General features: G+C 43.5%; 28 protein-coding genes, 1 pseudogene and 1 other annotated feature. Of the genes and pseudogenes, 25 read left to right on the forward strand and 4 right to left on the reverse strand.

Translation table 11 applies throughout. The features are described 5' to 3' along the window. Positions 1-16: 16 nt before the first annotated feature. The 9 genes from DW996_RS13260 to DW996_RS05695 all read left to right on the forward strand — a co-directional run bounded on the left by DW996_RS13260 (position 17) and on the right by DW996_RS05695 (position 7,273). Complete coding sequence (locus DW996_RS13260; RefSeq protein ID WP_243098681.1) at positions 17-556, forward strand: hypothetical protein; 540 nt, start codon at positions 17-19, stop codon at positions 554-556. Positions 557-719: 163 nt separating this feature from the next. Next, the gene (rpsL, locus tag DW996_RS05655) at positions 720-1,139 is read left to right on the forward strand and encodes a 30S ribosomal protein S12 (RefSeq protein WP_118280357.1); all 420 of its coding nucleotides are present in this window, start codon (positions 720-722) and stop codon (positions 1,137-1,139) included. 148 nt (positions 1,140-1,287) lie between these two features. After that, a complete protein-coding gene (gene rpsG / locus DW996_RS05660) occupies positions 1,288-1,758 on the forward strand; it encodes a 30S ribosomal protein S7 (protein ID WP_207662838.1) in 471 nt (156 codons plus the stop codon). A 45-nt stretch (positions 1,759-1,803) separates the two neighbouring features. After that, positions 1,804-3,921, forward strand: coding sequence for an elongation factor G (fusA, locus tag DW996_RS05665; protein ID WP_118280355.1), 2,118 nt, complete (start codon positions 1,804-1,806; stop codon positions 3,919-3,921). Between the two features lie 109 nt (positions 3,922-4,030). Continuing rightward, positions 4,031-5,218: an elongation factor Tu gene (gene tuf, locus DW996_RS05670; RefSeq protein WP_118280354.1), complete on the forward strand. Its 1,188-nt coding sequence runs from the start codon at positions 4,031-4,033 to the stop codon at positions 5,216-5,218. 481 nt (positions 5,219-5,699) lie between these two features. Further along, positions 5,700-5,939: a DUF6061 family protein gene (locus tag DW996_RS05680; RefSeq protein WP_118280353.1), complete on the forward strand. Its 240-nt coding sequence runs from the start codon at positions 5,700-5,702 to the stop codon at positions 5,937-5,939. Between the two features lie 136 nt (positions 5,940-6,075). After that, entirely contained in the window at positions 6,076-6,441 is a 366-nt protein-coding gene (locus DW996_RS05685; protein WP_118535126.1) for a nuclear transport factor 2 family protein, read from the forward strand. A 213-nt stretch (positions 6,442-6,654) separates the two neighbouring features. Then, a complete protein-coding gene (locus DW996_RS05690; protein WP_118535127.1) occupies positions 6,655-6,894 on the forward strand; it encodes a hypothetical protein in 240 nt (79 codons plus the stop codon). A gap of 235 nt (positions 6,895-7,129) precedes the next feature. Next, positions 7,130-7,273: a hypothetical protein gene (locus DW996_RS05695; protein WP_199642627.1), complete on the forward strand. Its 144-nt coding sequence runs from the start codon at positions 7,130-7,132 to the stop codon at positions 7,271-7,273. Positions 7,274-7,275: 2 nt separating this feature from the next. Here DW996_RS05695 and DW996_RS05700 read toward each other — a convergent pair whose 3' ends face one another. Next, positions 7,276-7,515 carry a DUF6061 family protein gene (locus DW996_RS05700; protein WP_118535128.1) on the reverse strand — a complete coding sequence of 80 codons (240 nt, stop codon included), beginning with the start codon at positions 7,513-7,515 and terminating at the stop codon, positions 7,276-7,278. 668 nt (positions 7,516-8,183) lie between these two features. On the opposite strand from DW996_RS05700, the gene DW996_RS05705 reads away from it, so the two are divergent. The 8 genes and pseudogenes from DW996_RS05705 to DW996_RS05740 all read left to right on the forward strand — a co-directional run bounded on the left by DW996_RS05705 (position 8,184) and on the right by DW996_RS05740 (position 13,733). Beyond that, complete coding sequence (locus DW996_RS05705; RefSeq protein ID WP_118535129.1) at positions 8,184-8,828, forward strand: MerR family transcriptional regulator; 645 nt, start codon at positions 8,184-8,186, stop codon at positions 8,826-8,828. Continuing rightward, positions 8,809-9,126 (forward strand): YbjQ family protein, encoded by a 318-nt coding sequence (locus tag DW996_RS05710; RefSeq protein WP_118280348.1) that lies wholly within the window; start codon positions 8,809-8,811, stop codon positions 9,124-9,126. The genes DW996_RS05705 and DW996_RS05710 overlap by 20 nt, the downstream gene beginning before the upstream one ends. 170 nt (positions 9,127-9,296) lie before the next feature. Further along, a complete protein-coding gene (locus DW996_RS05715; RefSeq protein WP_118535130.1) occupies positions 9,297-10,079 on the forward strand; it encodes a ZIP family metal transporter in 783 nt (260 codons plus the stop codon). Between the two features lie 208 nt (positions 10,080-10,287). After that, entirely contained in the window at positions 10,288-10,800 is a 513-nt protein-coding gene (locus tag DW996_RS05720) for an MCP four helix bundle domain-containing protein (RefSeq protein ID WP_279220148.1), read from the forward strand. A gap of 41 nt (positions 10,801-10,841) precedes the next feature. After that, a complete protein-coding gene (locus DW996_RS05725; protein ID WP_158575235.1) occupies positions 10,842-11,975 on the forward strand; it encodes a methyl-accepting chemotaxis protein in 1,134 nt (377 codons plus the stop codon). A 99-nt stretch (positions 11,976-12,074) separates the two neighbouring features. Next, positions 12,075-12,464 carry a CidA/LrgA family protein gene (locus DW996_RS05730; RefSeq protein ID WP_118280345.1) on the forward strand — a complete coding sequence of 130 codons (390 nt, stop codon included), beginning with the start codon at positions 12,075-12,077 and terminating at the stop codon, positions 12,462-12,464. Continuing rightward, positions 12,457-13,148, forward strand: a pseudogene (locus DW996_RS05735) (LrgB family protein). The gene DW996_RS05730 and the pseudogene DW996_RS05735 overlap by 8 nt, the downstream one beginning before the upstream one ends. Positions 13,149-13,160: 12 nt before the next feature. After that, the gene (locus DW996_RS05740; protein ID WP_118280343.1) at positions 13,161-13,733 is read left to right on the forward strand and encodes a cytidylate kinase-like family protein; all 573 of its coding nucleotides are present in this window, start codon (positions 13,161-13,163) and stop codon (positions 13,731-13,733) included. 72 nt (positions 13,734-13,805) lie between these two features. Here DW996_RS05740 and DW996_RS05745 read toward each other — a convergent pair whose 3' ends face one another. After that, positions 13,806-14,465, reverse strand: a complete 660-nt coding sequence (locus DW996_RS05745; protein ID WP_118280342.1) for a TVP38/TMEM64 family protein — start codon at positions 14,463-14,465, stop codon at positions 13,806-13,808. A gap of 182 nt (positions 14,466-14,647) precedes the next feature. On the opposite strand from DW996_RS05745, the gene DW996_RS05750 reads away from it, so the two are divergent. The 7 genes from DW996_RS05750 (at position 14,648) to DW996_RS05785 (ending at position 21,604) form a co-directional block, all read left to right on the forward strand. Then, positions 14,648-14,917, forward strand: a complete 270-nt coding sequence (locus tag DW996_RS05750; protein WP_118535134.1) for a hypothetical protein — start codon at positions 14,648-14,650, stop codon at positions 14,915-14,917. Positions 14,918-15,052: 135 nt separating this feature from the next. After that, positions 15,053-15,315 (forward strand) — a binding site (T-box leader). An 85-nt stretch (positions 15,316-15,400) separates the two neighbouring features. Continuing rightward, on the forward strand, positions 15,401-17,089 hold the full coding sequence (locus tag DW996_RS05755; RefSeq protein ID WP_118280694.1) for a carbon starvation CstA family protein: 1,689 nt from the start codon (positions 15,401-15,403) through the stop codon (positions 17,087-17,089). 23 nt (positions 17,090-17,112) lie between these two features. Then, the gene (locus tag DW996_RS13270) at positions 17,113-18,153 is read left to right on the forward strand and encodes a DUF3877 family protein (RefSeq protein WP_243098682.1); all 1,041 of its coding nucleotides are present in this window, start codon (positions 17,113-17,115) and stop codon (positions 18,151-18,153) included. Between the two features lie 445 nt (positions 18,154-18,598). Then, entirely contained in the window at positions 18,599-19,489 is an 891-nt protein-coding gene (locus DW996_RS05770; protein ID WP_118535135.1) for a transporter substrate-binding domain-containing protein, read from the forward strand. 40 nt (positions 19,490-19,529) lie between these two features. Continuing rightward, a complete protein-coding gene (locus DW996_RS05775) occupies positions 19,530-20,189 on the forward strand; it encodes an amino acid ABC transporter permease (protein WP_118535136.1) in 660 nt (219 codons plus the stop codon). Further along, on the forward strand, positions 20,170-20,850 hold the full coding sequence (locus tag DW996_RS05780; RefSeq protein WP_118535137.1) for an amino acid ABC transporter permease: 681 nt from the start codon (positions 20,170-20,172) through the stop codon (positions 20,848-20,850). Before DW996_RS05775 ends, DW996_RS05780 begins: the two co-directional genes overlap by 20 nt. A gap of 19 nt (positions 20,851-20,869) precedes the next feature. After that, the gene (locus DW996_RS05785) at positions 20,870-21,604 is read left to right on the forward strand and encodes an amino acid ABC transporter ATP-binding protein (protein ID WP_118535138.1); all 735 of its coding nucleotides are present in this window, start codon (positions 20,870-20,872) and stop codon (positions 21,602-21,604) included. 107 nt (positions 21,605-21,711) lie between these two features. Here the strand turns inward: DW996_RS05785 and DW996_RS05790 are convergent, their stop codons facing one another. Further along, the gene (locus DW996_RS05790) at positions 21,712-22,188 is read right to left on the reverse strand and encodes a COG2426 family protein (protein ID WP_118280336.1); all 477 of its coding nucleotides are present in this window, start codon (positions 22,186-22,188) and stop codon (positions 21,712-21,714) included. Positions 22,189-22,278: 90 nt separating this feature from the next. Beyond that, positions 22,279-23,097, reverse strand: a complete 819-nt coding sequence (locus DW996_RS05795; RefSeq protein WP_118535139.1) for an SDR family NAD(P)-dependent oxidoreductase — start codon at positions 23,095-23,097, stop codon at positions 22,279-22,281. 203 nt (positions 23,098-23,300) lie between these two features. On the opposite strand from DW996_RS05795, the gene DW996_RS05800 reads away from it, so the two are divergent. Next, entirely contained in the window at positions 23,301-23,597 is a 297-nt protein-coding gene (locus DW996_RS05800) for a hypothetical protein (protein ID WP_118535140.1), read from the forward strand. Positions 23,598-23,612: the final 15 nt, after the last annotated feature.

Consider the following 23,612-nt stretch of genomic DNA (forward strand, 5'->3'; position numbering starts at 1 on the left):
TGCCGTTCAGGATTACATGCTTCAGGAAGTACAGCGTGTATATCGCTTACAGGGTGTTGAAATCAGTGATAAGCATATCGAAGTTATCGTGCGTCAGATGTTAAAGAAGGTACGCATCGAGAACAACGGTGATTCTGAGTTCTTACCGGGAACACTTGTTGATGTTCTTGACTTTGAAGAAATGAATGAGAAACTTGCAGAAGAAGGCAAGGAAGTGGCAGAAGGAAAGCAGGTACTGCTCGGTATCACAAAGGCTTCCCTTGCAACCAACTCCTTCTTGTCAGCAGCATCCTTCCAGGAGACAACAAAGGTTCTGACAGAAGCAGCCATCAAGGGCAAGATCGACCCATTGATCGGTCTGAAGGAAAATGTCATCCTTGGTAAGTTGATCCCAGCCGGAACAGGTATGAAACGTTATGGCAACATCAAGTTGAATACCGATTACAATCAGGAGATCGAAGAACAGACAGAAGACTTCGGAGATCTTTATGATGATACGCCGGTCGAAGAAGCCAAGGCAGAAACAGAAGCAGAAGATACTGTTTCTATCGACTAAGGATAATAAATCATAATACAAGGCACCACGGAAAACAGATCATGCTTTCCGTGGTGCTTTTTGCTTGAGAAATCTCTTGACAGATGACGAGAATGTTTATATAATATTTTAGCGTGCATAAAACTGTGCACACTTATAAACTATACTACAGGAGGTGAAAATAATGCCAACATTTAACCAGTTAGTAAGAAAGGGACGTCAGACATCTGTAAAGAAGTCTACAGCACCAGCTCTTCAGAGAGGTTACAATTCTCTTAAGAAGAAGCCTACTGAGACATCTTCTCCACAGAAGCGTGGTGTATGTACAGCTGTTAAGACAGCTACCCCTAAGAAGCCTAACTCAGCGCTGAGAAAGATCGCCAGAGTTCGTCTTTCAAACGGAATCGAAGTAACATCTTACATTCCGGGTGAAGGTCACAACTTGCAGGAGCATAGCGTTGTATTGATTCGTGGTGGTAGAGTAAAGGATTTACCTGGTACTCGTTATCACGTAATCAGAGGTACACTTGATACAGCAGGTGTAGCTAACAGAAAGCAGGGTCGTTCTAAGTATGGTGCTAAGAGACCAAAGGACGCTAAATAAGACCTAGCAGACAATTGTATTTTCACAAAGAAATATGGTTAGTGTTGAAATTTATTTTCATTTGTCAGAATAAATTTAGCACGAACACATAACATGTGAGTACCGTTGAATTAATCGAAAAAATAATATGATTAAGGAGGGAAGTAACGTGCCACGTAAAGGACATACTCAAAAAAGAGACGTTTTGGCGGATCCAATTTACAATAGCAAGGTAGTAACCAAGCTTGTCAATAACGTCATGTTAGATGGTAAGAAAGGTGTTGCCCAGAAGATTGTATACGGCGCATTTGCCAGAGTAGAAGAAAAAGCAGGAAAGCCTGCTCTTGAGGTATTCGAAGAAGCCATGAATAACGTTATGCCTGTACTTGAGGTAAAGGCTAGACGTATTGGTGGTGCAACATACCAGGTACCGATCGAAGTAAGACCAGACCGTCGTCAGGCGCTCGGACTTCGTTGGTTGACTATGTTCTCTCGTAAGAGAAGCGAGAAGACTATGGAAGAAAGACTCGCAAACGAGATCTTAGATGCAGCAAACAATACTGGTGCATCTGTTAAGAGAAAAGAAGATATGCACAAGATGGCAGAAGCAAACAAGGCTTTCGCACACTACAGATTCTAGTAGTTACTTATTACTTGTGTACAATAATATTAGGAGGAAAAAATCTTGGCTGGAAGACAATATCCACTGGATAGAACCAGAAATATTGGTATCATGGCTCATATCGATGCTGGTAAGACCACATTGACAGAGCGTATCCTTTATTATACTGGTGTAAACTACAAGATTGGTGAGACTCATGACGGTGCATCTACGATGGACTGGATGGAGCAGGAAAAAGAGCGTGGTATCACGATCACATCTGCTGCAACCACATGTCACTGGACACTTGAGGATCATCATAAGCCAAAGGCTGGTGCATTGGAGCATCGTATCAATATCATCGATACCCCGGGACACGTTGACTTTACTGTAGAAGTAGAGCGTTCACTTCGTGTACTGGACGGTGCCGTAGGTGTATTTGATGCTAAGGCCGGTGTTGAGCCACAGTCAGAAAACGTATGGCGTCAGGCTGACACTTACAACGTACCTCGTATGGCATTTATCAACAAGATGGATAAGATGGGTGCAGACTTCTTCATGTCAGTACAGACTATCATTGATCGTCTTGGCAAGAATGCGATCCCGGTACAAATTCCAATCGGAGCAGAGGATGACTTCAAGGGTCTGATCGATCTGTTCGAGATGGATGCTTACTATTACAATGACGACAAGGGTGAAGACATTGAAATCAAAGAGATCCCGGATGATTTGAAGGATCTTGCTGATGAATGGCACACCAACCTTGTTGAAAAGATCTGTGACCTTGATGATGATCTGATGATGATCTACTTAGAGGGTGAAGAACCATCTGTAGAAGATATGAAGAAGGCACTTCGTAAGGCTACGATCGCATGTGAAGCAGTACCTGTTTACTGTGGATCAGCATACAAGAACAAGGGTGTTCAGAAGTTATTGGACGGCGTTATTGAGTACATGCCGGCTCCAACAGACATTCCTGACATCAAGGGTACTGACTTAGAAGGCAACGAGATCACAAAGCCATCATCTGATGATGAGCCATTTGCTGCTCTTGCATTCAAGATCATGACAGACCCATTCGTAGGAAAACTTGCATTCTTCCGTGTTTACTCAGGAACATTGAACTCAGGTTCTTATATCCTGAATGCAACAAAGGATAAGAAGGAACGTGTTGGACGTATCCTTCAGATGCATGCTAACAGCAGAACTGAGATTGACAAGGTTTACTCCGGAGATATCGCAGCAGCTGTTGGTCTTAAGATCACAACAACAGGTGATACAATCTGTGATGAACAGCATCCGGTTATTCTGGAGTCCATGGAATTCCCAGAACCTGTTATTGAGTTGGCTATTGAGCCTAAGACAAAGAATGATCAGGGTAAGATGGGCGAAGCTCTTGCAAAACTTGCAGAAGAAGATCCTACTTTCCGTGCTCATACAAACCAGGAAACAGGACAGACAATCATCGCCGGAATGGGCGAACTTCACTTGGAAGTTATCGTAGATCGTCTGCTTCGTGAATTCAAGGTAGAAGCAAATGTTGGTGCACCTCAGGTAGCATACAAGGAAACAATCACCAAGCCTGTTGATATCGACAGCAAGTACGCTAAGCAGTCCGGTGGTCGTGGACAGTATGGTCACTGTAAGGTTAAGTTCGAGCCAATGGATCCAAACGGAGAAGAGACATTCAAGTTCGAATCTACCGTTGTTGGTGGTGCTATTCCTAAGGAATACATCCCGGCAGTTGGAGAAGGTATCGAAGAAGCAGCACAGGCTGGTATCTTAGCAGGATTCCCTGTAATCGGTATTTCTGCTAACGTATACGATGGTTCTTACCATGAAGTCGATTCTTCCGAAATGGCATTCCACATCGCTGGTTCTATGGCATTCAAGGATGCTATGAAGCAGGGCGGTGCAGTTCTTCTTGAGCCGATTATGAAGGTTGAAGTTACTATGCCGGAAGAATACATGGGTGATGTTATCGGAAGTCTGAACGCTAAGCGTGGTCAGATCGAAGGTATGGATGACCTCGGCGGCGGTAAGATCGTACGTGCATTTGTTCCGCTTTCAGAGATGTTCGGTTACTCTACAGAACTTCGTTCTTCTACTCAGGGACGTGGAAATTACTCTATGTTCTTTGATAGATATGAGCCGGCTCCAAAGAGCGTTATGGACAAGGTTATCAGCGAGCATGCTAACTAATATTATTTCTTCGGAAATAGTTGAAAAACCATCATTTCCATATATAATTGGAAATAGTTGAATTAAGAAATGACATCCCAAAGGATGTAAATTTAAGGAGGAAATTAAAATGGCAAAGGCTAAATTTGACAGAAGCAAACCACATTGTAACATCGGTACAATCGGACATGTTGACCACGGTAAAACAACTCTTACCGCTGCAATCACAAAGGTTCTTTCTGAAAGAGTAGAAGGTAACGCAAAGGTTGACTTCGAGAACATCGATAAGGCTCCAGAAGAGAGAGAAAGAGGTATCACTATCTCTACTGCTCACGTTGAGTATCAGACAGAGAAGAGACATTATGCACACGTTGACTGCCCAGGACATGCTGACTACGTTAAGAACATGATCACTGGTGCTGCTCAGATGGACGGCGCTATCCTTGTAGTAGCTGCTACTGATGGTGTTATGGCTCAGACAAAGGAGCATATCCTTCTTTCTCGTCAGGTAGGTGTACCTTACATCGTAGTATTCATGAACAAGTGCGATATGGTAGACGATGAAGAATTATTAGAGTTAGTTGAGATGGAAATCACAGAGCAGTTAGAGGAATATGACTTCACAGACTGCCCAATCGTTAAGGGTTCTGCTCTTAAGGCTCTTGAAGATCCAATGGGACCTTGGGGCGACAAGATCATGGAACTTATGGATACTGTTGATTCTTATATCCCAGATCCACAGCGTGATACAGACAAGCCATTCCTTATGCCAGTAGAGGACGTATTCACAATCACAGGTCGTGGTACTGTTGCAACTGGTAGAGTAGAGCGTGGTACACTTCATCTTAACGACGAAGTTGAAATCATCGGTATCAAGGAAGACGTTCAGAAGACTGTTATTACTGGTATCGAAATGTTCCGTAAGCTTCTTGATGAGGCTCAGGCTGGTGATAACATCGGTGCCCTCCTTCGTGGTATTAACCGTGACCAGATCCAGAGAGGACAGGTTCTTGCTAAGCCAGGTTCTGTAACTTGCCATACAAAGTTCACAGCACAGGTTTACGTTTTGACAAAGGATGAAGGTGGTCGTCATACACCTTTCTTCAACAACTATCGTCCACAGTTCTACTTCAGAACAACTGACGTAACTGGTGTATGTAACCTTCCAGAAGGAACAGAAATGTGTATGCCTGGAGATAACGTAGAGATGACAATCGAATTGATTCATCCAATCGCTATGGAGCAGGGTCTTACATTCGCTATCCGTGAAGGTGGACGTACTGTTGGATCAGGACGTGTTGCTACAATCATCGAGTAATCAAATACTTTAAGAGTATCAATTGACTTGATTGGCTCAACCCTTTGTTGACAAGGGGTTGAGCCTTTTTATGTGCGTTCGGCGAAGCCGACGCATGGGCTTAAGTCATTCTTGTGGACTTGCTGTGGGCTTATTTTATCCTTTGGACTTACGACTTTGAACCTTGTGTTCTGTGGTTGTGGGTCCTTTTCTGGCTTATCTGAGGTTTCAGATGCACCGGCAGTTACTGTTTCCAACTTGTGCTGGCTCTGCATCATATCCACCACTTCCTGATGCTTGTTTGGATACAGGTGGGAGTAGGTGCTTAAAGTAGTTTGTACCTTTTCGTGTCCTAACCGTTCCGATATGAGCAGTGGTGCGCATCCCAAGTTGATAAGATAGCTGGCGTGAGTTTCACGTTCTAAAGGATACTTCTAGAACACACAACAGTTTATCAATACAACCGGCTTATCTGTAAAAACGATGGAAGGACAAAAATGCTATGAAACTTATATATGCTACATATAATCAATACTGCAATAGTATTGATATAACCACCTTTGATAATATGATTTTACGCATTGACTGTAATAAGGCAGAGGATGGTTTAAAGACCACACCAAATTCACAATGTGCATTGAATGCACTTGCTATTGACAATCCTGTGGAATATGCTCGATTGGCTTTAGCGGGTGAGTTGCAGGCATGGGTGGATGCTGAGGATTGTTTAGATGTGTGGTAAATTAACAGTGAAAATTTCAGATGAATTAAGGATGAATATGTGGTAGAATAACGCATATGGTAGCCTTGTTCAAAAGACCATGTGGAGTGTATTTCTGTGGAGAAAACGATTGAACGGATGAAGGAGTAAGTACAGAATGGAAGAGGTTATTAGAAAATATTTTCAGTGCTGGCTGGATAAAGATATTGATGCTGTAAAGGGGATTTTTAGCGACGATATTATTTACAGCGAGTGTTATGGTCCGGTGTATAAAGGAATTGGACAGATAATCAGATGGTTTGAGGAGTGGAATCAGAAAGGTACTGTTTTGCAGTGGGATATAAAACGTGTGGTTGTTTCTGGGAATACGGCTGTTGTGGAATGGTTTTTCCAGTGCGACTACGAGGGCAATGTGGATGGCTTTGATGGAGTGACCATTGCAGAGTTTGATGAGGATATGAAGATTTGTGATTTGAAGGAGTTTCAGTCGAAGGCAGAGCATTATTATCCGTATGGGGAATGAGTAAATTCCTATGTAAAAAGGGAGTGAGAATGTGAAAGAATTTGAGAATTTAGTTAGTATTAAGGAATTACAGCAACAGATTAATGCATCTAAGTTTTTTAGCATGTTTTTAAGCAAAGAGCAGCGAAAACAAAAGATATTGAAGAGCAATTGAACAGTTTGCTTAACCAAATGAGGTTGTTTTCTGAAAGATTTTCGCCATTGGGATGGTGTATGTATGATAGTATGAGTATGCCTCTGATTGAAAAAACTAATCAGGTTTATGAGACAGAGGGAGCAGAAGCTGCTGAGTGTGTTTTAATAGACTATTACAAAGGGGAAGCAAAAGATAGGATACACCAAATACACCATAAGTCAAAAGAGTTGCTGTTACGTTACGAACAGATTAAAAATGCATTACTACTGTATATTTTCATTCAAATGATGCGAAGAATGAGCAAATTGCAAAGTTGAGATTGTTTGGGTTATGATAAAATTTATAGTATGCAGTTGACACAGCCAGTTAATTGTCATATTATGATGATAGAGAGGTCTCCATTAACCTTATGGTCTTGAACCATAGAAGAGATGAACATTAAAGAAGGTCTCCATTAACCTTCGGTAATCAATCCGTAAAGAGATGAACATTAACGAGTGGGAAGTTTAGTCTTCCCACATTTTTTAACTCAAAATACAAAGGATTAGTATTATGTTTACACTAGAGGGAAAGTTGACATTTATCAACATTGACCAGAGTTACCTCAAAAAGCTGCATGATGCATGCTCAGAGGTGTATTACAAGCCACGCGGTTACGAGAATAAGCCATCCGCTTACAACTATATGGAGTACTGAATTTAGAAAGGTTCCAAACTATCCGCCGCATCCACCCATGCCTGCATCTCTCCATCCAGTGTAAGCCGGGCATATGCCAGTGGATTGTCAATCGCAAGAGCATTCAGGCACCGCTGTGAATTAGGAGTGGTCCGTATCCCGGATTCTGCCAGGTTGCAGTCAATCCGGAGGATGTAGCCGTCATAGTGGTTAATGGCGATACTGTTGTGCATCGGGTTATATTCCGCGTGTATCAATTTCATTGTTATCAGTCCTTTCATTTAAATTGGAGGTAAAAGCCATGGCTTATTTGGGACTTGAAAAACTTTCGAATAGATATAATAATCACAAAATGTACCATTATATAAAACAAAATATCATTAAAAATATTTAGAACAATACAAGTTGTGATATTAACAGTCGTGTTGCTACAATCATCGAGTAATCATAACTGATTATTTAAAAATGCAATAAAATCAAGGCTCTCGAGATTTTTTCTCGGGAGCCTTTTTGCATGTGTGAATAGAAAGAATATCGAACAAAAATCTAATGCCATTAATATGCCCTTAAAATAGGAATTATTTTTCTACCAGAATAAAGCGATGTATTCGACATTTCATAAAAACCTTCCCAATACACATTTTTATGTCATGGCGGGAATATTGATGCTCGGAAGAAATGAATCCACCCGATCGTTTTAAAGGTCAATAATATATGAGAGACCATTGTGACATTATTCTGGGCGAATGAAAAAAATTCTATATATTTCCCTTATTGCAGAGGCAGTTCTATTCTAGTACCATATAGAAAAACTGTTTTATATGAAAAAACAGTAGATATGTCGTAAAAATGAAAAAAATATAGAAAAAGACTTGACCTTCCACTGGGTGGAAGTTGTATAAAGAGGTCACCAGACAGGAAGGGCGGAAACATGAAGATTAAACAAGTGGAAGAGTTGGTTGGAATTACCAGCAAAAATATCCGGTTTTATGAGGAACAGGGCTTGTTGCAACCGAGAAGAACAGAAAATGGATATCGCGATTACCGAACAGAGGATGTGGAACTGTTGAAAAAGATAAAATTGTTCCGCAAACTGGGCGTTCCGGTGGAACAAATTCATAGACTTTTTCAGGGACAGATCTCGGTGGACGAATGCCTTGAAAATCAGAAAGCAGTATTGCAAAAAGAGCAGGATAACATCGAAAAGATGTGTACGCTGTCGCAGGCCATGCTTGCCGGATCTCTTTCCATTGAAAAACTTGATTCTGATTACTGGCTGGACAAAGTAGAAAAAATGGAGAAGGAGGGAATAGATTTTGTGAATGTAAGCAAAGTCGATATTCATATGAAGAAGAAACTGGGTGTATTTGGTGGCGCAGGTATTATGCTCATCCTTATGTTACTTGTGATTGGGGTGTTGATTTATGGATATGTGGTAGATGCTGATATGCCATTATGGGCATTGACACTCGTCATAGTGCCGATTGTTGCCGTCATAGTAGGAACGATTGTCGCGATGGTAAGCAGAATAAAAGAAATTGACAAAGGAGAAGAAGATGAAGCTGCTAAGTATTAACTATATTCCTGGCTGTGAAATAGAAGCCTTGGGGATGGTAAAAGGAACGATTGTACAAACGAAGAATATTGGACGTGATTTTATGGCAGGCATGAAAACTCTTGTGGGTGGTGAGATTGTCGGCTATACGGAAATGTTAAATGAAGCAAGACAGATCGCAGTTAAGCGCATGGTGGATGAAGCTAAGGAACTGGGCGCCGATGCAGTGATCGATGTAAAATATGGTTCATCTCAGGTTATGCAGGGAGCAGCCGAGGTGATCGCCTATGGCACTGCAGTAAAAATCATTGAAAAATGATGCGGGAAATATAGGGAGTAATTATGTGTAAATGTCCTTCTATTGACAAACTTTTATCTCCATATTAAACTATATGTATATAGTTAGTAACAACTAACCACGCGAGAAAATGTAATTTACAAGTTTTACAAAACACTAAGTATCAGCCTACATATAGAAAGCGCAAACATATGAACACAAATCTTATCACAGGTATACTAATACCATTTGCAGGCACATCGCTTGGTGCAGCATGTGTTCTGTTCATGAAAAAAGGTCTGAATGAACGAATTCAGCGTGTGTTGACGGGATTTGCCGCAGGTGTCATGGTTGCAGCCTCAATCTGGAGTCTGCTGCTTCCGGCAATCGAGCAATCAGAAAGCATGGGAAAATTGTCCTTTTTTCCGGCGGTAGTCGGTTTCTGGATCGGTATTCTGTTTCTATTGCTTTTAGATCACATCATCCCACATCTGCACATGAATAGCACAAGTGCAGAAGGTCCACAAACAAACCTTGGGAAAAGTGCCATGATGGTTCTGGCAGTCGTATTACATAACATTCCGGAAGGCATGGCAGTAGGCGTCGTTTATGCCGGTTGGAATGCAGGAAACAGCGGCATCACATTGACTGGCGCACTGGCATTGTCTATCGGCATTGCGATACAAAATTTACCGGAAGGAGCAATCATTTCCATGCCCCTTCATGCAGAGGGAATGAGTAAAAGAAAAGCTTTTATCTACGGTGTTTTGTCTGGCCTTGTGGAACCGATCGGCGCGATCATAACGATTTTAGCCTCAGGTGTTATTATACCGGTACTACCATATTTATTGAGTTTCGCGGCCGGAGCCATGATATATGTTGTCGTGGAAGAACTGATTCCGGAAATGTCTGCTGGCGAACATTCCAACATAGGAACGATTATGTTTGCGGTCGGTTTTACGGTGATGATGATGCTTGACGTTGCGCTGGGGTAGAAAAATCGTTGATGAGTGCAACAAATATGAAGTGAGAAAAGAACCATAAAAGATGAAGTACAGGGCAAGGAATTTGCCCCTTTTTTCGTTGACATAAAGTGTATTTGAGCGTATCATTATATACAAGATCTAGTATGATTATTTGTGCAGTCATATATAATATTTCATTCACGACAAGGGGAAAAGTATGTTAGAGAAACTAGAGAAAATGAGGATTCAAAGAAGGTTGACAGTGAGTTCGCTGATCACTGTTTTGATTGCCAGTGTGGCAGCGATCATCGCAGCAATTCTTTTATTTGTGGTTGCATCGCAGTACAATAAAGTATTGACGAATTATGCATTCCCCCAGGGAGATATCGGACAGGCGATGGCAGATCTGGCAGATGTTCGAAGTGCAACACGAGGCGCGATCGGTTACAGCGACCAGAGTCAGATTGATCAGATGGTAGAGATTCATGATCAGGCAGTGGAGGACTTACAGGCCGCATTGCCGGAAATCAAGAAATCAATTGTTGCCAAGGCTGGCGAGAAAGATTACAATAATATTGTCGCAACATTGGATAATTACTTAGAAGTGGATGCCAAGATTCTGAAAATGGGTGCAACAACTGACGCAGAACAGTCAAAGAAGGCACAGGATGCTGCTTTTGATGAACTGGCACCTGCATATGCAACAGCCTCAGAGGCATTTCAGGGTTTGATGGATGATAACATCAGTTAGGTGATAAGACACATTCATCTTTGCAAAAGATGGAACTTATCATGTTGTTGCTGATCATTGTGATCATTGTTGCAGCATGTATCCTTGCAACCAAGATCGGCGGCAAGATTGCCAAGGATATCGCACAGCCGATGGATGATCTGGCAAGGAGATTAGAGACATTCGCACAGGGTGATCTGACATCCCCATTCCCAGAGTATCACAACGATGATGAACTGGGCGAAATGGTACAGTCTGTTACAGATACAACGACTAAGTTGTCTGTTATCTTCGCAGATATGGAGAACTTGCTGGGACAAATGAGCAATGGTAACTTCAATATCCAAACTTCCTGCGAAGAAGAATATACCGGAGACTTCCGTCCACTTCTGGATTCTATCCGTGAGATGAAGATTCAGATCGATGGAACTTTGAAGGAAGTCCGTGAGGCTTCTGAAATGGTATCTGCCGGAGCATTGAACCTGGCAGAGGCATCACAGGCTTTGGCTGAAGGTGCTACAGATCAGGCTGCTTCTGCACAGCAGATGCAGGCTACCATTGATGAGATTACCAATGGATTGAACAATACAGTAGATCAGACCAATGACGCATATGCAGAAGCAGAGCGTGTTGCCGGTGAGGCAGAGAGCAGCCGCAACGAAATGAGCGTCATGGTAGAGGCTATGAACCGCATCAGTGAGACATCTGAGAAGATCGGTTCTGTCATTACAGAAATCGAAGATATAGCAAGCCAGACAAACCTTCTGTCTTTGAATGCTTCTATTGAGGCTGCAAGAGCAGGTGAAGCAGGTAAAGGATTTGCAGTCGTTGCAGATCAGATCCGTACCTTGGCTGAGCAGAGTGCTAAGTCCGCTGTCAATACCAGAGAACTGATTGAGGAATCTATCCGTGAGATCGAAGTTGGTAACAAGGCAGCAGAGAGAACAGAAAAAGTCTTGGTTGAAGTAGTAGAGGCTATTCATCAATTGGCAGATAACTCTAAGGGCATCAGTGAGACATCCGTACAGCAGGCTGAGTCAATGGGACAGGCAGATGCAGGTGTTACACGTATTGCAGATATTATCCAGTCCAACTCAGCAACCGCAGAAGAGACTTCTGCAACCAGTGAGGAGTTGTCAGCACAGGCAACCAGCATGGATGAGATTGTTGCAAGATTTAGTTTGACAGAAGAATAAAAGAGTTACTATAATAACTGTTGGTGCATAAGCGCCAGCAGTTATTTTTTTGTGCGCAAAACTGCACATACTATATCTATGAAGTATAAGGAAGAAGAAATGAAGTTTTTAAAACAATTTTTGATCATCTTGGTGATCACTTTTATGGGGGAAGGTCTCAAGTATCTCTTGCCCCTGCCAATCCCGGCAAGTATCTATGGCATGGTTCTCCTGTTTCTTGCTTTGATGACGAGAATCGTCAAATTGGAATCGGTGCGTGACGCAGGCAAGTTCCTGATTGAAATCATGCCGGTCATGTTTATCCCGGCGGGAGTCGGATTGATGGTGTCCTGGGGTGTGCTCAAGCCTATGTTGCTCCCGGTCAGCCTGATTACAGTCGTCAGTCTGATCACTGCTGCTGCGGCGACAGGATTGGTATCACAAACTGTGATCCGAAAAGAGCAGAAAAAGACCGAAAAAGCAGAAGGAAAGGAGCAGGCAGATGAATAGTTTTTTTCAGGAATCTTTATTTGCGGGCGTGACTATCAGCTGCTTGCTTATCTGGCAGGATCCTTTTTAAAGAAAAAGTTTAAACTCGGCATTCTAAATCCACTCTTGATCTCCATTGTGATCACGATCTTGGTCTTGGTGGTCGCGGATGTAGACTATGACACTTATGATGCAGGTGCCAAATATCTGAGTTGGTTTTTGACCCCGGCAACAGTCTGTCTTGCTATTCCTTTATATGAGCAGTGGCAGCTTTTAAAAAGGCATTGGCGGGCAGTACTTCTGGGTATCCTGGCAGGTGTTTTTACCAGCATGGGAACCGTATTTGTCCTGTCTCTTTTGCTTGGGTTGTCCCACCAGGAATATGTTACACTCTTGCCAAAGTCGATCACGACAGCGATCGGTATGGGACTATCGGAGGAGTTGGGCGGCTATGTGACGATCACGGTTGCTGTTATCGTGGTGACCGGAGTCTTGGGAAATATCATGGGCGAAGCCATTTGCAAGATCTTTCGCATTACAGATCCTATCGCAAAGGGATTGTCCTTTGGAGCATCTGCGCATGCCATTGGTACAGCCAAGGCAATGGAACTCGGAGAGGTCGAAGGTGCCATGAGCAGTCTTGCCATTGCAGTCACAGGTCTGCTTACCGTGGTATTTTCATCGGTATTTGCCGGATTATTATAGGAGGGAAAACGTATGATTATAACATTAGCGCGCGAGTGCGGCTGTCAGGGAGATTTGATCGGACAGGAACTTGCAAAAATGTATCAACTCCCGTTTTATGATCGGAAAAAAGTGAGCGATTTGATCCGTAGCAAGGGTACACTTGATCGTTTCCCGGATTTCTATGGTGAAAATCCGGTGGATACCTTGTCGTATAGTATTTTGTTGGCTGAGGATGATCAGGCACTTTACAAACGACCAAAGCAGGCGTTGAGTGAGATTATGCCTGAGGACGACTTTATTTTGTTGGGGAGATGTGGCAACTATGCCTATTGTGATAGAGAGGATGCGCTTCGCATTTTCCTGATGGGGCAAGTCGAGCAACGTGTAGAAACCATTGCAAAAAAACACGGTGTTTCTGTGCGCAAGGCAAAAGAAACGGTCAAAGAAACGGATGAGAGAAGACGTGCATATCATTTGCGCTATACCGGACAAGATTGGGGATACGCCGGTAACTACGACCTGTGCTTAAATGTTAGTCGCCTTGGCACCCAGGGGGTAATGGAAGCCATCCAGACGGCAGTTAGGACGATCACAGATCATTAGGATAGAGGCGCACTTGTGCGATTATGAAGTCTGTCACAAACGATCGCATCTGACATAAGCATGTGTCTGGGGTCATTCTTTATTTTTGTGCTTGCTGACAAAGTAGGCGCCAAGCCCTGCGGCGATCACAATGATGGCAAAACTAATAACCGCGATATGGTACTGGGCATTGCTCAGAGCATGTCCGCTGAGGACGGACAGGATAATGGCGGGCAGTCTGCCGACAAAACAAATAAAGAGCCAGTGGGAAACGGAGATATCCGTAAGCCCTACAAAGTAGGAGAGCAGATCTTTGGGCGTTCCTGGAATGAGGAACAAGAGAAAGAGGATGCTCTCCATTTTTTTGTGATCTTTTAAGAAAGTCAATTTTTCCAATTCTGTATCTTCAACGAACAGATGCAGGAATTTGTGTCCGAAACGGCGGACGAGGAAAAAGACAACCATACTGCCAAGGGTGGTACCGATGGCGCAGATCAGACTTCCTTTTACAATGCCGAAAGCATAGCCTGCTGCGATCTCAAAAGGACCACCCGGAATGATGGCGGCAAAGACCTGCAAGACCAGCATACCAAGAAAGAGGAGAACGCCGACAAAACCCTGTGCATCTACCCATGCCTGAAAGGCTCCCGGCTCGGATACAAAGGCAACCAGCGGTCGTCCCATGTAGTATGTGATAACGAAGAATAATATAATAGCCAGTATGGAAAAAAATCTTTGTACGTGTTTTTTCATGATGCCTCCCATATAAACGTCTTATTATGGTATATTTTAGCACAGATTATGGGAAGTGTATGGCGAAATGAAATTCTTAATAAAGATTTTAGAAACACAAAACCCAAAGGCAATTGATGACAATATAAAGGTGTAAGGGAATCTTACATCGATGTGAGAAATAGACAAAAAGGATAATCAATATGAAGCAAGCAGAATTTGAGCAGTTTGTCGAGGCAGAGGGAAAAGATATCCTCCGCTTCTGCCGGATCTTGACAGCAAGCCAAAGACAGGCTTTGGAGGAGATCCTGAGTCAGGTTGTGATCGATTGCAGCGTAGAATATACGGATGGCTCCAGCGCATCCATGAGTGTATCACCTCCTGTAAGAATCGCGTTGAATACGCAGACAGCAGAAGATAGCGGAAGCGATTTCGAGAATGAATATCTGGAGGTAACCATACAAAAGCAGTAAAATAGTTCATAAAAATGCACGGGAAAACCTGGAAAAACTTTAAATTATTCACAAAATTGCAGATATCGTGGAATAATTATAAGAAAATTTGTTGACATTGAAAAAAACCGGTGGTAATTTAAGAACAAACAAAGAGTAAATGCAAGGAACAGAACAAGATCATGAGGACATCTCATACAGTGCAGAGACTTGTCGGTTGGTGCGAGACAAGGTATGGTTCTTTTGATTATCCTCTGCGAGCAGTGCGCTGAATACCTTCCTGGTCAGTAGGTGCCACCGGTTTCCACCGTTATATGGAGACTTATTTCTGCAAGATGGATTGCGGTGATGAGGTTGAGAGGTCACATTTTGTGGCAATTAAAGTGGTAACGCGGAAGCATAGAGCCTTCGTCTTTAGTGAGTGCTAAAGACGGAGGCTTTTTTAGTACATAGACTCTTTGCTAGAAATTTTTAGAAGGGAGCCGCGTGAGCGCGGAAAAAGACATGAATGGATTAGTTATTGTTTTAATCGGAATTGTAGCACTTGGCGCCGGCTATCTGTTTTATGGAAGATGGCTGGCAAACAAATGGGGGATCGATCCAAAGGCAAAGACCCCGGCGTACACACATGAGGATGGAGAGGACTATGTACCGTCATCTAAGTTTACGGTATTTTCCCATCAATTTTCATCCATTGCAGGTGCAGGTCCTGTCACCGGACCGATCTTAGCATCTGTATTCGGCTGGGTGCCGGTACTCCTTTGGTTGATTATCGGAGGACTCTTTTTCGGAGCAGTACAGGACTTTGGAGCCTTATATGCCTCTGTTAAAAATGAAGGAAAGTCCATGGGAATGATCATTGAAAAGTATATCGGCAAGACAGGAAGAAAGTTGTTTATGCTTTTCTGCTGGCTCTTTACCCTCCTCGTTATCGCAGCCTTTACCGATATGGTTGCCGGTACCTTTGTAGGAAAGGGTGTGGCTGACATGAGCGAAACGACAGCATATGCAGATTCTGCTGCCGCTTCTATTTCTATGTTGTTTATCGTAGTTGCCATCATTTTTGGCGTTATTCAAAAATGCGTCGGACAGATGAAAGAGTGGGTCAGAGCCGTTCTTGCTATCGCACTTTTGGTCGGCATGTTTGCACTGGGTATGCATTTCCCGATCTATGCAACCAAGACAGCATGGATCTACATCATCATGGCTTACCTCTTTTTAGCATCGGTTATGCCAATGTGGCTTTTGATGCAGCCGAGAGATTATATGACAACCTTTATGCTATTGGGCATGATCATCGGTGCGGTTGTTGGTGTCCTCGTCGCACATCCGACTATGCAGCTCAATGCTTTTAATGGCTTTAATGTAGACGGAAGTTATCTCTTCCCGACCCTCTTTGTAACGATCGCCTGCGGTGCTGTTTCCGGATTCCACAGTCTGGTATCTTCCGGTACATCTTCTAAGACGATCAGCAATGAAAAAGATATGCCGATGGTTGGTTACGGAGCCATGGTCGTAGAATCACTGCTTGGTATCGTTGCGCTGGTTGTTGTAGGTGCCGTTGCCGTCAATGGTACAAAGCCGGAGGGAACACCATTTTCCATCTTCTCTACCGGCGTTGCAGGTTTCTTGGAAAAATTGGGATTGCCGGTACAGGTGGCAACCGTATTTATGACCATGTGCGTATCTGCACTGGCTTTGACATCTCTGGATTCAGTCGCAAGAATCGGTCGTATGTCCTTCCAGGAACTTTTCCTTGGAGATACCACAGATACGTCCAAAATGCCGGGATGGCAGAAAGTGCTCACCAATAAATATTTTGCAACCGTCATCACCTTATTCTTTGGTTATCTTTTGACACTGGGCGGATACAACAATGTATGGCCACTCTTTGGTTCTGCCAACCAGTTGTTAGCAGCCTTGGTTTTGATCGCGCTTTCTGTATTCTTAAAGACAACAGGAAGAACAGGCTGGACATTATACGCACCAATGTTTATTATGTTAGCAGTTACATTTACAGCACTGATCCAGAAGACCATTGCTCTGGTTCGCAATATCGCAAGTGGTCAGGCAACCTTCTTAGTAGATGGTCTGCAATTTATCGTTGCCCTCCTTTTGATGGTCTTAGGTGTCTGTGTTGCATTTTCTTGTTTGAAAAAATTATTTGGCGCAAAGGAAGAAGCGCAGGCATAATCCTTTGCAAAAGGAGACTGGTAATGAAAAAAAAGTGGTATCAGGCAGATTCTTCGGTCATGACAGGCGATGTATCGGTGGCAGAGGGTGTCAGCATATGGCATAATGCGACGCTTCGGGCGGATACGGCGCCGATCAGGATCGGGCGGAACAGCAATGTGCAGGATAATGTCTGCATACATGCAGGAGACGGGTACCCGGTAGAAATCGGAGAAAATGTTTCCATTGGACACGGTGCCATTCTGCATGGTTGCACGATCGCGGATAATACGATTATTGGTATGGGTGCAATTGTTCTGAATGGAGCACACATTGGTATGGATTGTATGGTGGGAGCCGGCGCATTGGTTACCCAGGGAATGCAGGTGGCGGATGGGAGTCTTGTGTTGGGAAGTCCTGCAAAACGACACCGGATGTTGACAGCAGAAGAAATAGAACACCAGCATGAAAATGCCTTGCATTACGTAAAGGCAGGTGAAGAACAATTGAGAGAAAAAGATGTGAAGCAAAGAAATACCGGAAAAATGCAAGCAGGCTATGAACGCCTTGCAAAAAATCTCATGGACTTTATCTGGGAAGAACAGATCAAACTGGGCTATCGGCGGGAGGTCATCCGCCTCTATTTCCCCCTGACATCCCTTTGCCATTTCTTTGGCAGGCAGATGAGCGAGGAAGAAATGCTGGATGTCCTGCATGCCTTGCCGGAAACGGTGACCCGGACACTGGGAAATGTCCGTTGCAGCAGCAAACAGGGACGCTTTTGTATCGAGATCCCGGAAGAAGGTGTGGCATATGTGCATGCGAATATGCACGATGACGGATTTTTAGAGGAACTGGTCGCTCTGGTGCAGACGCATGATTGCAGTAGGGAGAAACTCTTGACTTTGTTTGGCAAATATAGTCAGGCGGTTGAGATCCAGGATATGCAGGATGCAGACTTTGATTATGCCATCCATTGCAAAGACCGCGAGAACGATCCTTATTATTATTGTTTTCATGAGGAAGGCTGTCATATCATTTATCATCGTTTTACACCGGAAGACTATGCAGATCTGATTTCGTAAATGATCAATTGAGATTTGATGATCTGAATTCTATACAACACAACGCAATTCTTATAACTGCTCTTGTATCTTCACAAATACAAGGGCAGTTAAATTTTCTCCCACTATTCTATTGACACGATAGGAATAGTGGGATATAATCGGAAACATCGAAAAGAAAAGGAGGCAAAAACATGAAAGTGTTACATGAAAAAACAACGCGATGTATGTGCTACGCACGAATGCAGAACTCTCAAGCAGAATCAGAAATGGAGAGATGCGACTGTTGTTGTTGCTCTATTTTGATGTAAGACTTTTGCGGTTTTGCAAATTCGGTTTGAGAGGAAATACGCCGGCGCTTGAGACAGTCTGATAAGTTACGAGTCACAAGGCCAAAAATCGTGCGTAGTATAAGATATAGGAAGATAAAAGAGAAATTTACTAATTACAAAAAGGAGAACTTAAAATGAAGAATTTGAAAATAAAGAAATTATTAGCAGTGGCAGTAGCCAGTATCCTGACCGTAGGATTGGTAGCATGCGGAAGTTCCAATTCCGACAGTGCAAAATCAGATACAGCAAGCGGATCTGATGCAGCATCAGGAAGTTATCGTACCTTAGACGAGATCAAGGAAGATGGAACTATCAACATCGGTGTATTTTCCGACAAAAACCCATTTGGTTATGTGGATGAGAACGGCGAGTATCAGGGATATGATGTTTACTTTGCAAACCGTCTGGCAAAGGATCTTGGCGTAAAAGTCAATTTCGTATCTACAGAGGCTGCAAACCGTATCGAATATTTGCAGACAGGCAAGGTTGACGTTATCTTAGCCAACTTTACCGTTACCGAAGAAAGAGCACAGGAAGTTGATTTTGCACTTCCATACATGAATGTAGCACTTGGTGTTGTTTCCAGAGAAGACAATGTGATTAAGAGTCTGGATAACTGGAACAAAGATGATTCCATCATTGTTATTTCAGGAACAACCGCTGAGACATATCTGACAGAGAATTATCCGGATATCCCATTACAGAAATTTGATTCCTATGCAACTGCAAAAGAAGCCTTCCAGAACGGAACATCTGTTGCATGGGCAAATGACAACACAGAAGTTATCGCATTTGCACTTCAGAACAAGGGTTATACCGTAGGTATTTCTGAACTTGGCAACAAGGATACGATCGCTCCTGCAGTGACAAAGGGAAATGACAGCCTTCGTGAGTGGATCAACAGCGAGATCGAGACATTAGGACAGGAAAACTTCTTCCACAAAGATTACGAAGAGACATTAGTAGATACTTACGGAACAGATTATGAAGACAGCCTTGTAGTAGAAGGTGGCAAAACAGAGTAAGTAAGAATTTGAAAAATACAGGAAAGGAGAACGCGATACCATGGATATAGCATTTCTGACAAAGTATTTACCAATGTATGAAAGAGCGGCAGTGCTGACAGTCAAGATCGGTCTGATCGGTATCGCATTCGCTATCCTGCTAGGTCTGATCTGTGCCATGATTCAGTATCATAAGGTGCCGGTCGCAAGACAGATCGTAGCCGTTTATATTGAGATCAGCCGAAATACACCGCTTTTGGTGCAGTTATTCTTTATTTATTATGGCTTTCCAAAGATCGGCATCATGATGCAGCCGGAGACTTGCGGTGTCGTTGGTCTGGCATTCCTTGGTGGATCTTATATGGCAGAGGCTTTCCGCAGTGGTCTGGAATCTGTAGCAAAGATCCAGAGTGAAAGCGCCCTCAGTCTTGGCATGAACCGTGCGCAGGTTATGCGTTATATCGTTCTGCCACAGGCAGTTTCCGTCAGTATTCCGGCATTTGTGGCAAATGTTATCTTCTTATTAAAGGAGACAAGTGTATTCAGTGCCATCAGTTTGATGGATCTCATGTTTACGGCAAAGGATCTGATCGGACTTTACTATAAGACGACAGAGAGCCTTTTCCTCTTGGTAGTATTCTACCTGATCATCTTATTGCCGGTTTCTTTGCTTGGAACCTGGCTGGAAAGGAGAGTGCGCTATGCTGGATTTGGGGATTGATGTCCTTTTTAAGGGAAGCAATATGTTGCGCCTCCTGTCCGGTCTTTGGGTGGCAATGAAGATCAGTCTGTTTTCCATTTTGATCAGCCTGCCTCTGGGCGTCTTGGTTGGTGCGCTGATGACAGTAAAAAACCGTGTGGTAAAAGTAATTTTCCGTGTCTATCTGGAGATCATCCGTATCATGCCACAGTTGGTCTTGTTATTTATTGTATATTTCGGTACGACACGAGCCTTGGGCTGGAATTTATCCGGCGAGGTTGCATCCGTAATCGTATTTGTTCTGTGGGGAACGGCGGAGATGGGAGATCTCGTGCGTGGGGCGCTCATCAGTATTCCAAAGCATCAGTTTGAAAGCAGTGAAGCCTTGGGACTTACCAAACGTCAGACCTATATTTACATTATCATTCCGCAGACGATCCAGCGTTTGATCCCCTTGTCGATCAACCTGATCACGCGTATGATAAAGACGACCAGTCTGGTGCTGATGATCGGTGTTGTGGAAATGTTAAAAGTGGCACAGCAGATCATCGAAGCAAATCGTATGACCAGCCCGAATGCGGCATTTGGTGTCTTTTTGATTGTTTTCATTTTGTACTTTTTGGTGTGCTGGCCGATCAGTATGCTGGCGAGATACCTTGAGAAAAAATGGAACATAGCCTAGGCGTAAAGGAGGAAGTAAAGTGGCAGAAGCATTACTTCAGGTAAAAGATCTGATAAAAGAATATGAGGGCAACCGCATTTTGGACGGTGTGAATTTAGAGATCGAACAGGGGCAGGTTGTCGTTGTGGTCGGACCGAGTGGTTGTGGAAAAAGTACCCTGCTGCGCTGCATCAATGCATTGGAACCGATCCAGGGAGGTCAGGTCATCTTAGAGGGCAAGACCGTAGGAAAAGACAATCTGGAAGAGTTGCGTCAAAAGATCGGCATGGTGTTCCAGAGTTACGATCTCTTTCCACATTTGAGTGTTTTAGACAATATCACGATCGCACCGATCAAGGTGCAGAAAAGAAAAAAAGAAGAAGTACAGGCGGAAGCAAGAGAATTGCTCAAGCGTGTCGGTTTGGAAGATAAGGCAAACAGTTACCCAAGACAGTTGTCCGGTGGACAAAAGCAGAGAGTTGCCATTGTGCGTGCGCTCTGTATGCACCCGGAAATCCTGCTTTTTGACGAGGTGACAGCGGCTCTGGATCCGGAAATGGTACGCGAGGTCTTGGATGTTATGCTGGATCTGGCAAAGCAGGGCAGGACGATGATCATCGTGACACACGAGATGCAGTTTGCCAAGGCAGTTGCGGATAAAGTTGTATTTATCGACCAGGGAAAGATCTTAGAAGAAGCAGCGCCGGAAGAATTTTTCACCAATCCAAAGACGGAACGTGCAAAGCAGTTTTTGAATGTCTTCCAGTTTGATTAAATAGAAATTAAAATATTATGTATGCCAATAAAAAAGAGTTACAGGTTGGCAGATATCTTGTGAAAGAATCTGACTAGAACCGGTAACTCTTTTTGCATATGAAGATTTTATTTCAGGACGTTAATTCCGACTGCGGAGAGCACTCCGATGATGACGCCGGCAAGAAGAACGCCGCCCATAACGGAGATCGTGCTTTTTTTGAAATCCATATCAAGGAAAGAGGCTGCCAGTGTACCTGTCCATGCGCCTGTGCCCGGAAGTGGGATACCTACGAACAAAAGCAGGGCAACATAGAGTCCGCGTCCGGCTTTTGCCTGTAACTTTGCACCACCCTTGTGGCCTTTTTTCAGACACCAGGTAAAGAAGCCGCCGATGATCGGCTTATCTGCGCCCCACTCCAGCACCTTTCTTGCAAAGAAGAAAATGATCGGAACCGGGAGCATATTACCGATGATCGAGATAATGTATGCCTGAAGAAGCGGAACCGGTGGGTTACATAACAGTGTACCATAGGGAATCGCGCCTCGGAGTTCCACGATCGGAACCATGGAAATAAAAAATGTGATCAGATAACTTTTTAACATTGTATCCTCCTAAAAATGCTTAACTATGTAAATGATATATGATAAGAGGAAAGTTTGCAATGGTTTTTATCTTGGATTTGAAGCATAGATCTATCTACAATTACGCCCGATCGTGCTTCCACCATCCACTAATACATCGACACCGGCAAGATAGCCGTTACGTTCATCAGCAACAGAAGCGATCGCAAAGCCGAGTTCTTCCGGCGTACCCATGCGTTTTTCTGCAGCCGTTTCTAGGAGTGAGCCGCCTTCTTTGGCTTCCAGATTTCCCATATCCGTAGCAATTAGTCCCGGACTCAAAGAGCAGACACGGATGCCTTTTGATCCGTAATCAAAAGCGCATTTGGCAGCATACCAGATGACGAATTTCTTGGACAGACCGTAAGCCAGACCGGAAGACTTGTAATCATCTTTTAGCATCTTAGGTAGTTTCAGACATTTTTTTAAGAAGAGATCTTCGTCGGTATCAGCCAGAGTGAAAGTCTTTTTATTTGCCAGAAATCCCGGGATCATATAGGCGGAATTGGAGGAAATGTCAACGATCACGCTACCTGCTTTCATATATTTTGAAAACTCCTGATTGATATAGACGGTGCCAAGTGCATTGACGCGGAGCAGTTTCTCAGGATCTGCCATGGCAGGGGAAAGCCCGGCGGCATGGATCACATTTTTGATTTCGCCCAGTTCGGCGGCATATGCTGCTAACTCCTGCACCTGAGAACGAACTGAGGTGTCGCAGGTCTTGGCATAGGCTTCGTATCCTGCTTCCTGTAATTCTGTTACGGCACGTTCCAATTTTGCCAATGTTCGCCCTGTTACAAGGATGATCTTTTCCTTAGGCATATATTTTGCAGCAGCCAGTCCCATGCCACTGCCCCCACCGGTGATCACACATACTTCTTTTTTCATGATAAATTCTCCTTATAATACGGCATGCGGTATGCCGTTTGTTATCTTTCTATGCCCTAGCATAGAACTTTTATGTTTAAAAAATGTTAAACAGATTTTTTATATTATGAGATTTTTTCCGCAATCTGCTGTCTAATATATGTAAGGCGAAAACGAAGGACGCTTCGCACACGCTTTATAGAAGCGCGCGAAAGGACTATGAAATGTCAAAGATAGAAAATGGATATTTAATTGACCAGGCAAATGAAGACAATGCGGTACCGACCTTCTTTGGGGTAAAATTAAAAGATGGCAGTCTCTTATACCCATTGGCAAATGGCGGAAATTACGGCTATACGGATGACAGTCAGACTGCCTATGAAAGCCTGTTTGCTTTGGATCGGGTGATCGAAGCAGATCAGGTGGAGGCAATCCTTTTACAAAAGAATTATCCGAAGACAGATGCCGATGGCGGGGCGCATTATGAAGAAAGTGATTTCTTCGTGATTCCGCTACAATAACAGAAGAAAGGAAAT

It is taken from the genome of Roseburia sp. AM51-8 (assembly GCF_003478275.1).
GTDB lineage: Bacteria > Bacillota > Clostridia > Lachnospirales > Lachnospiraceae > Pararoseburia > Pararoseburia lenta.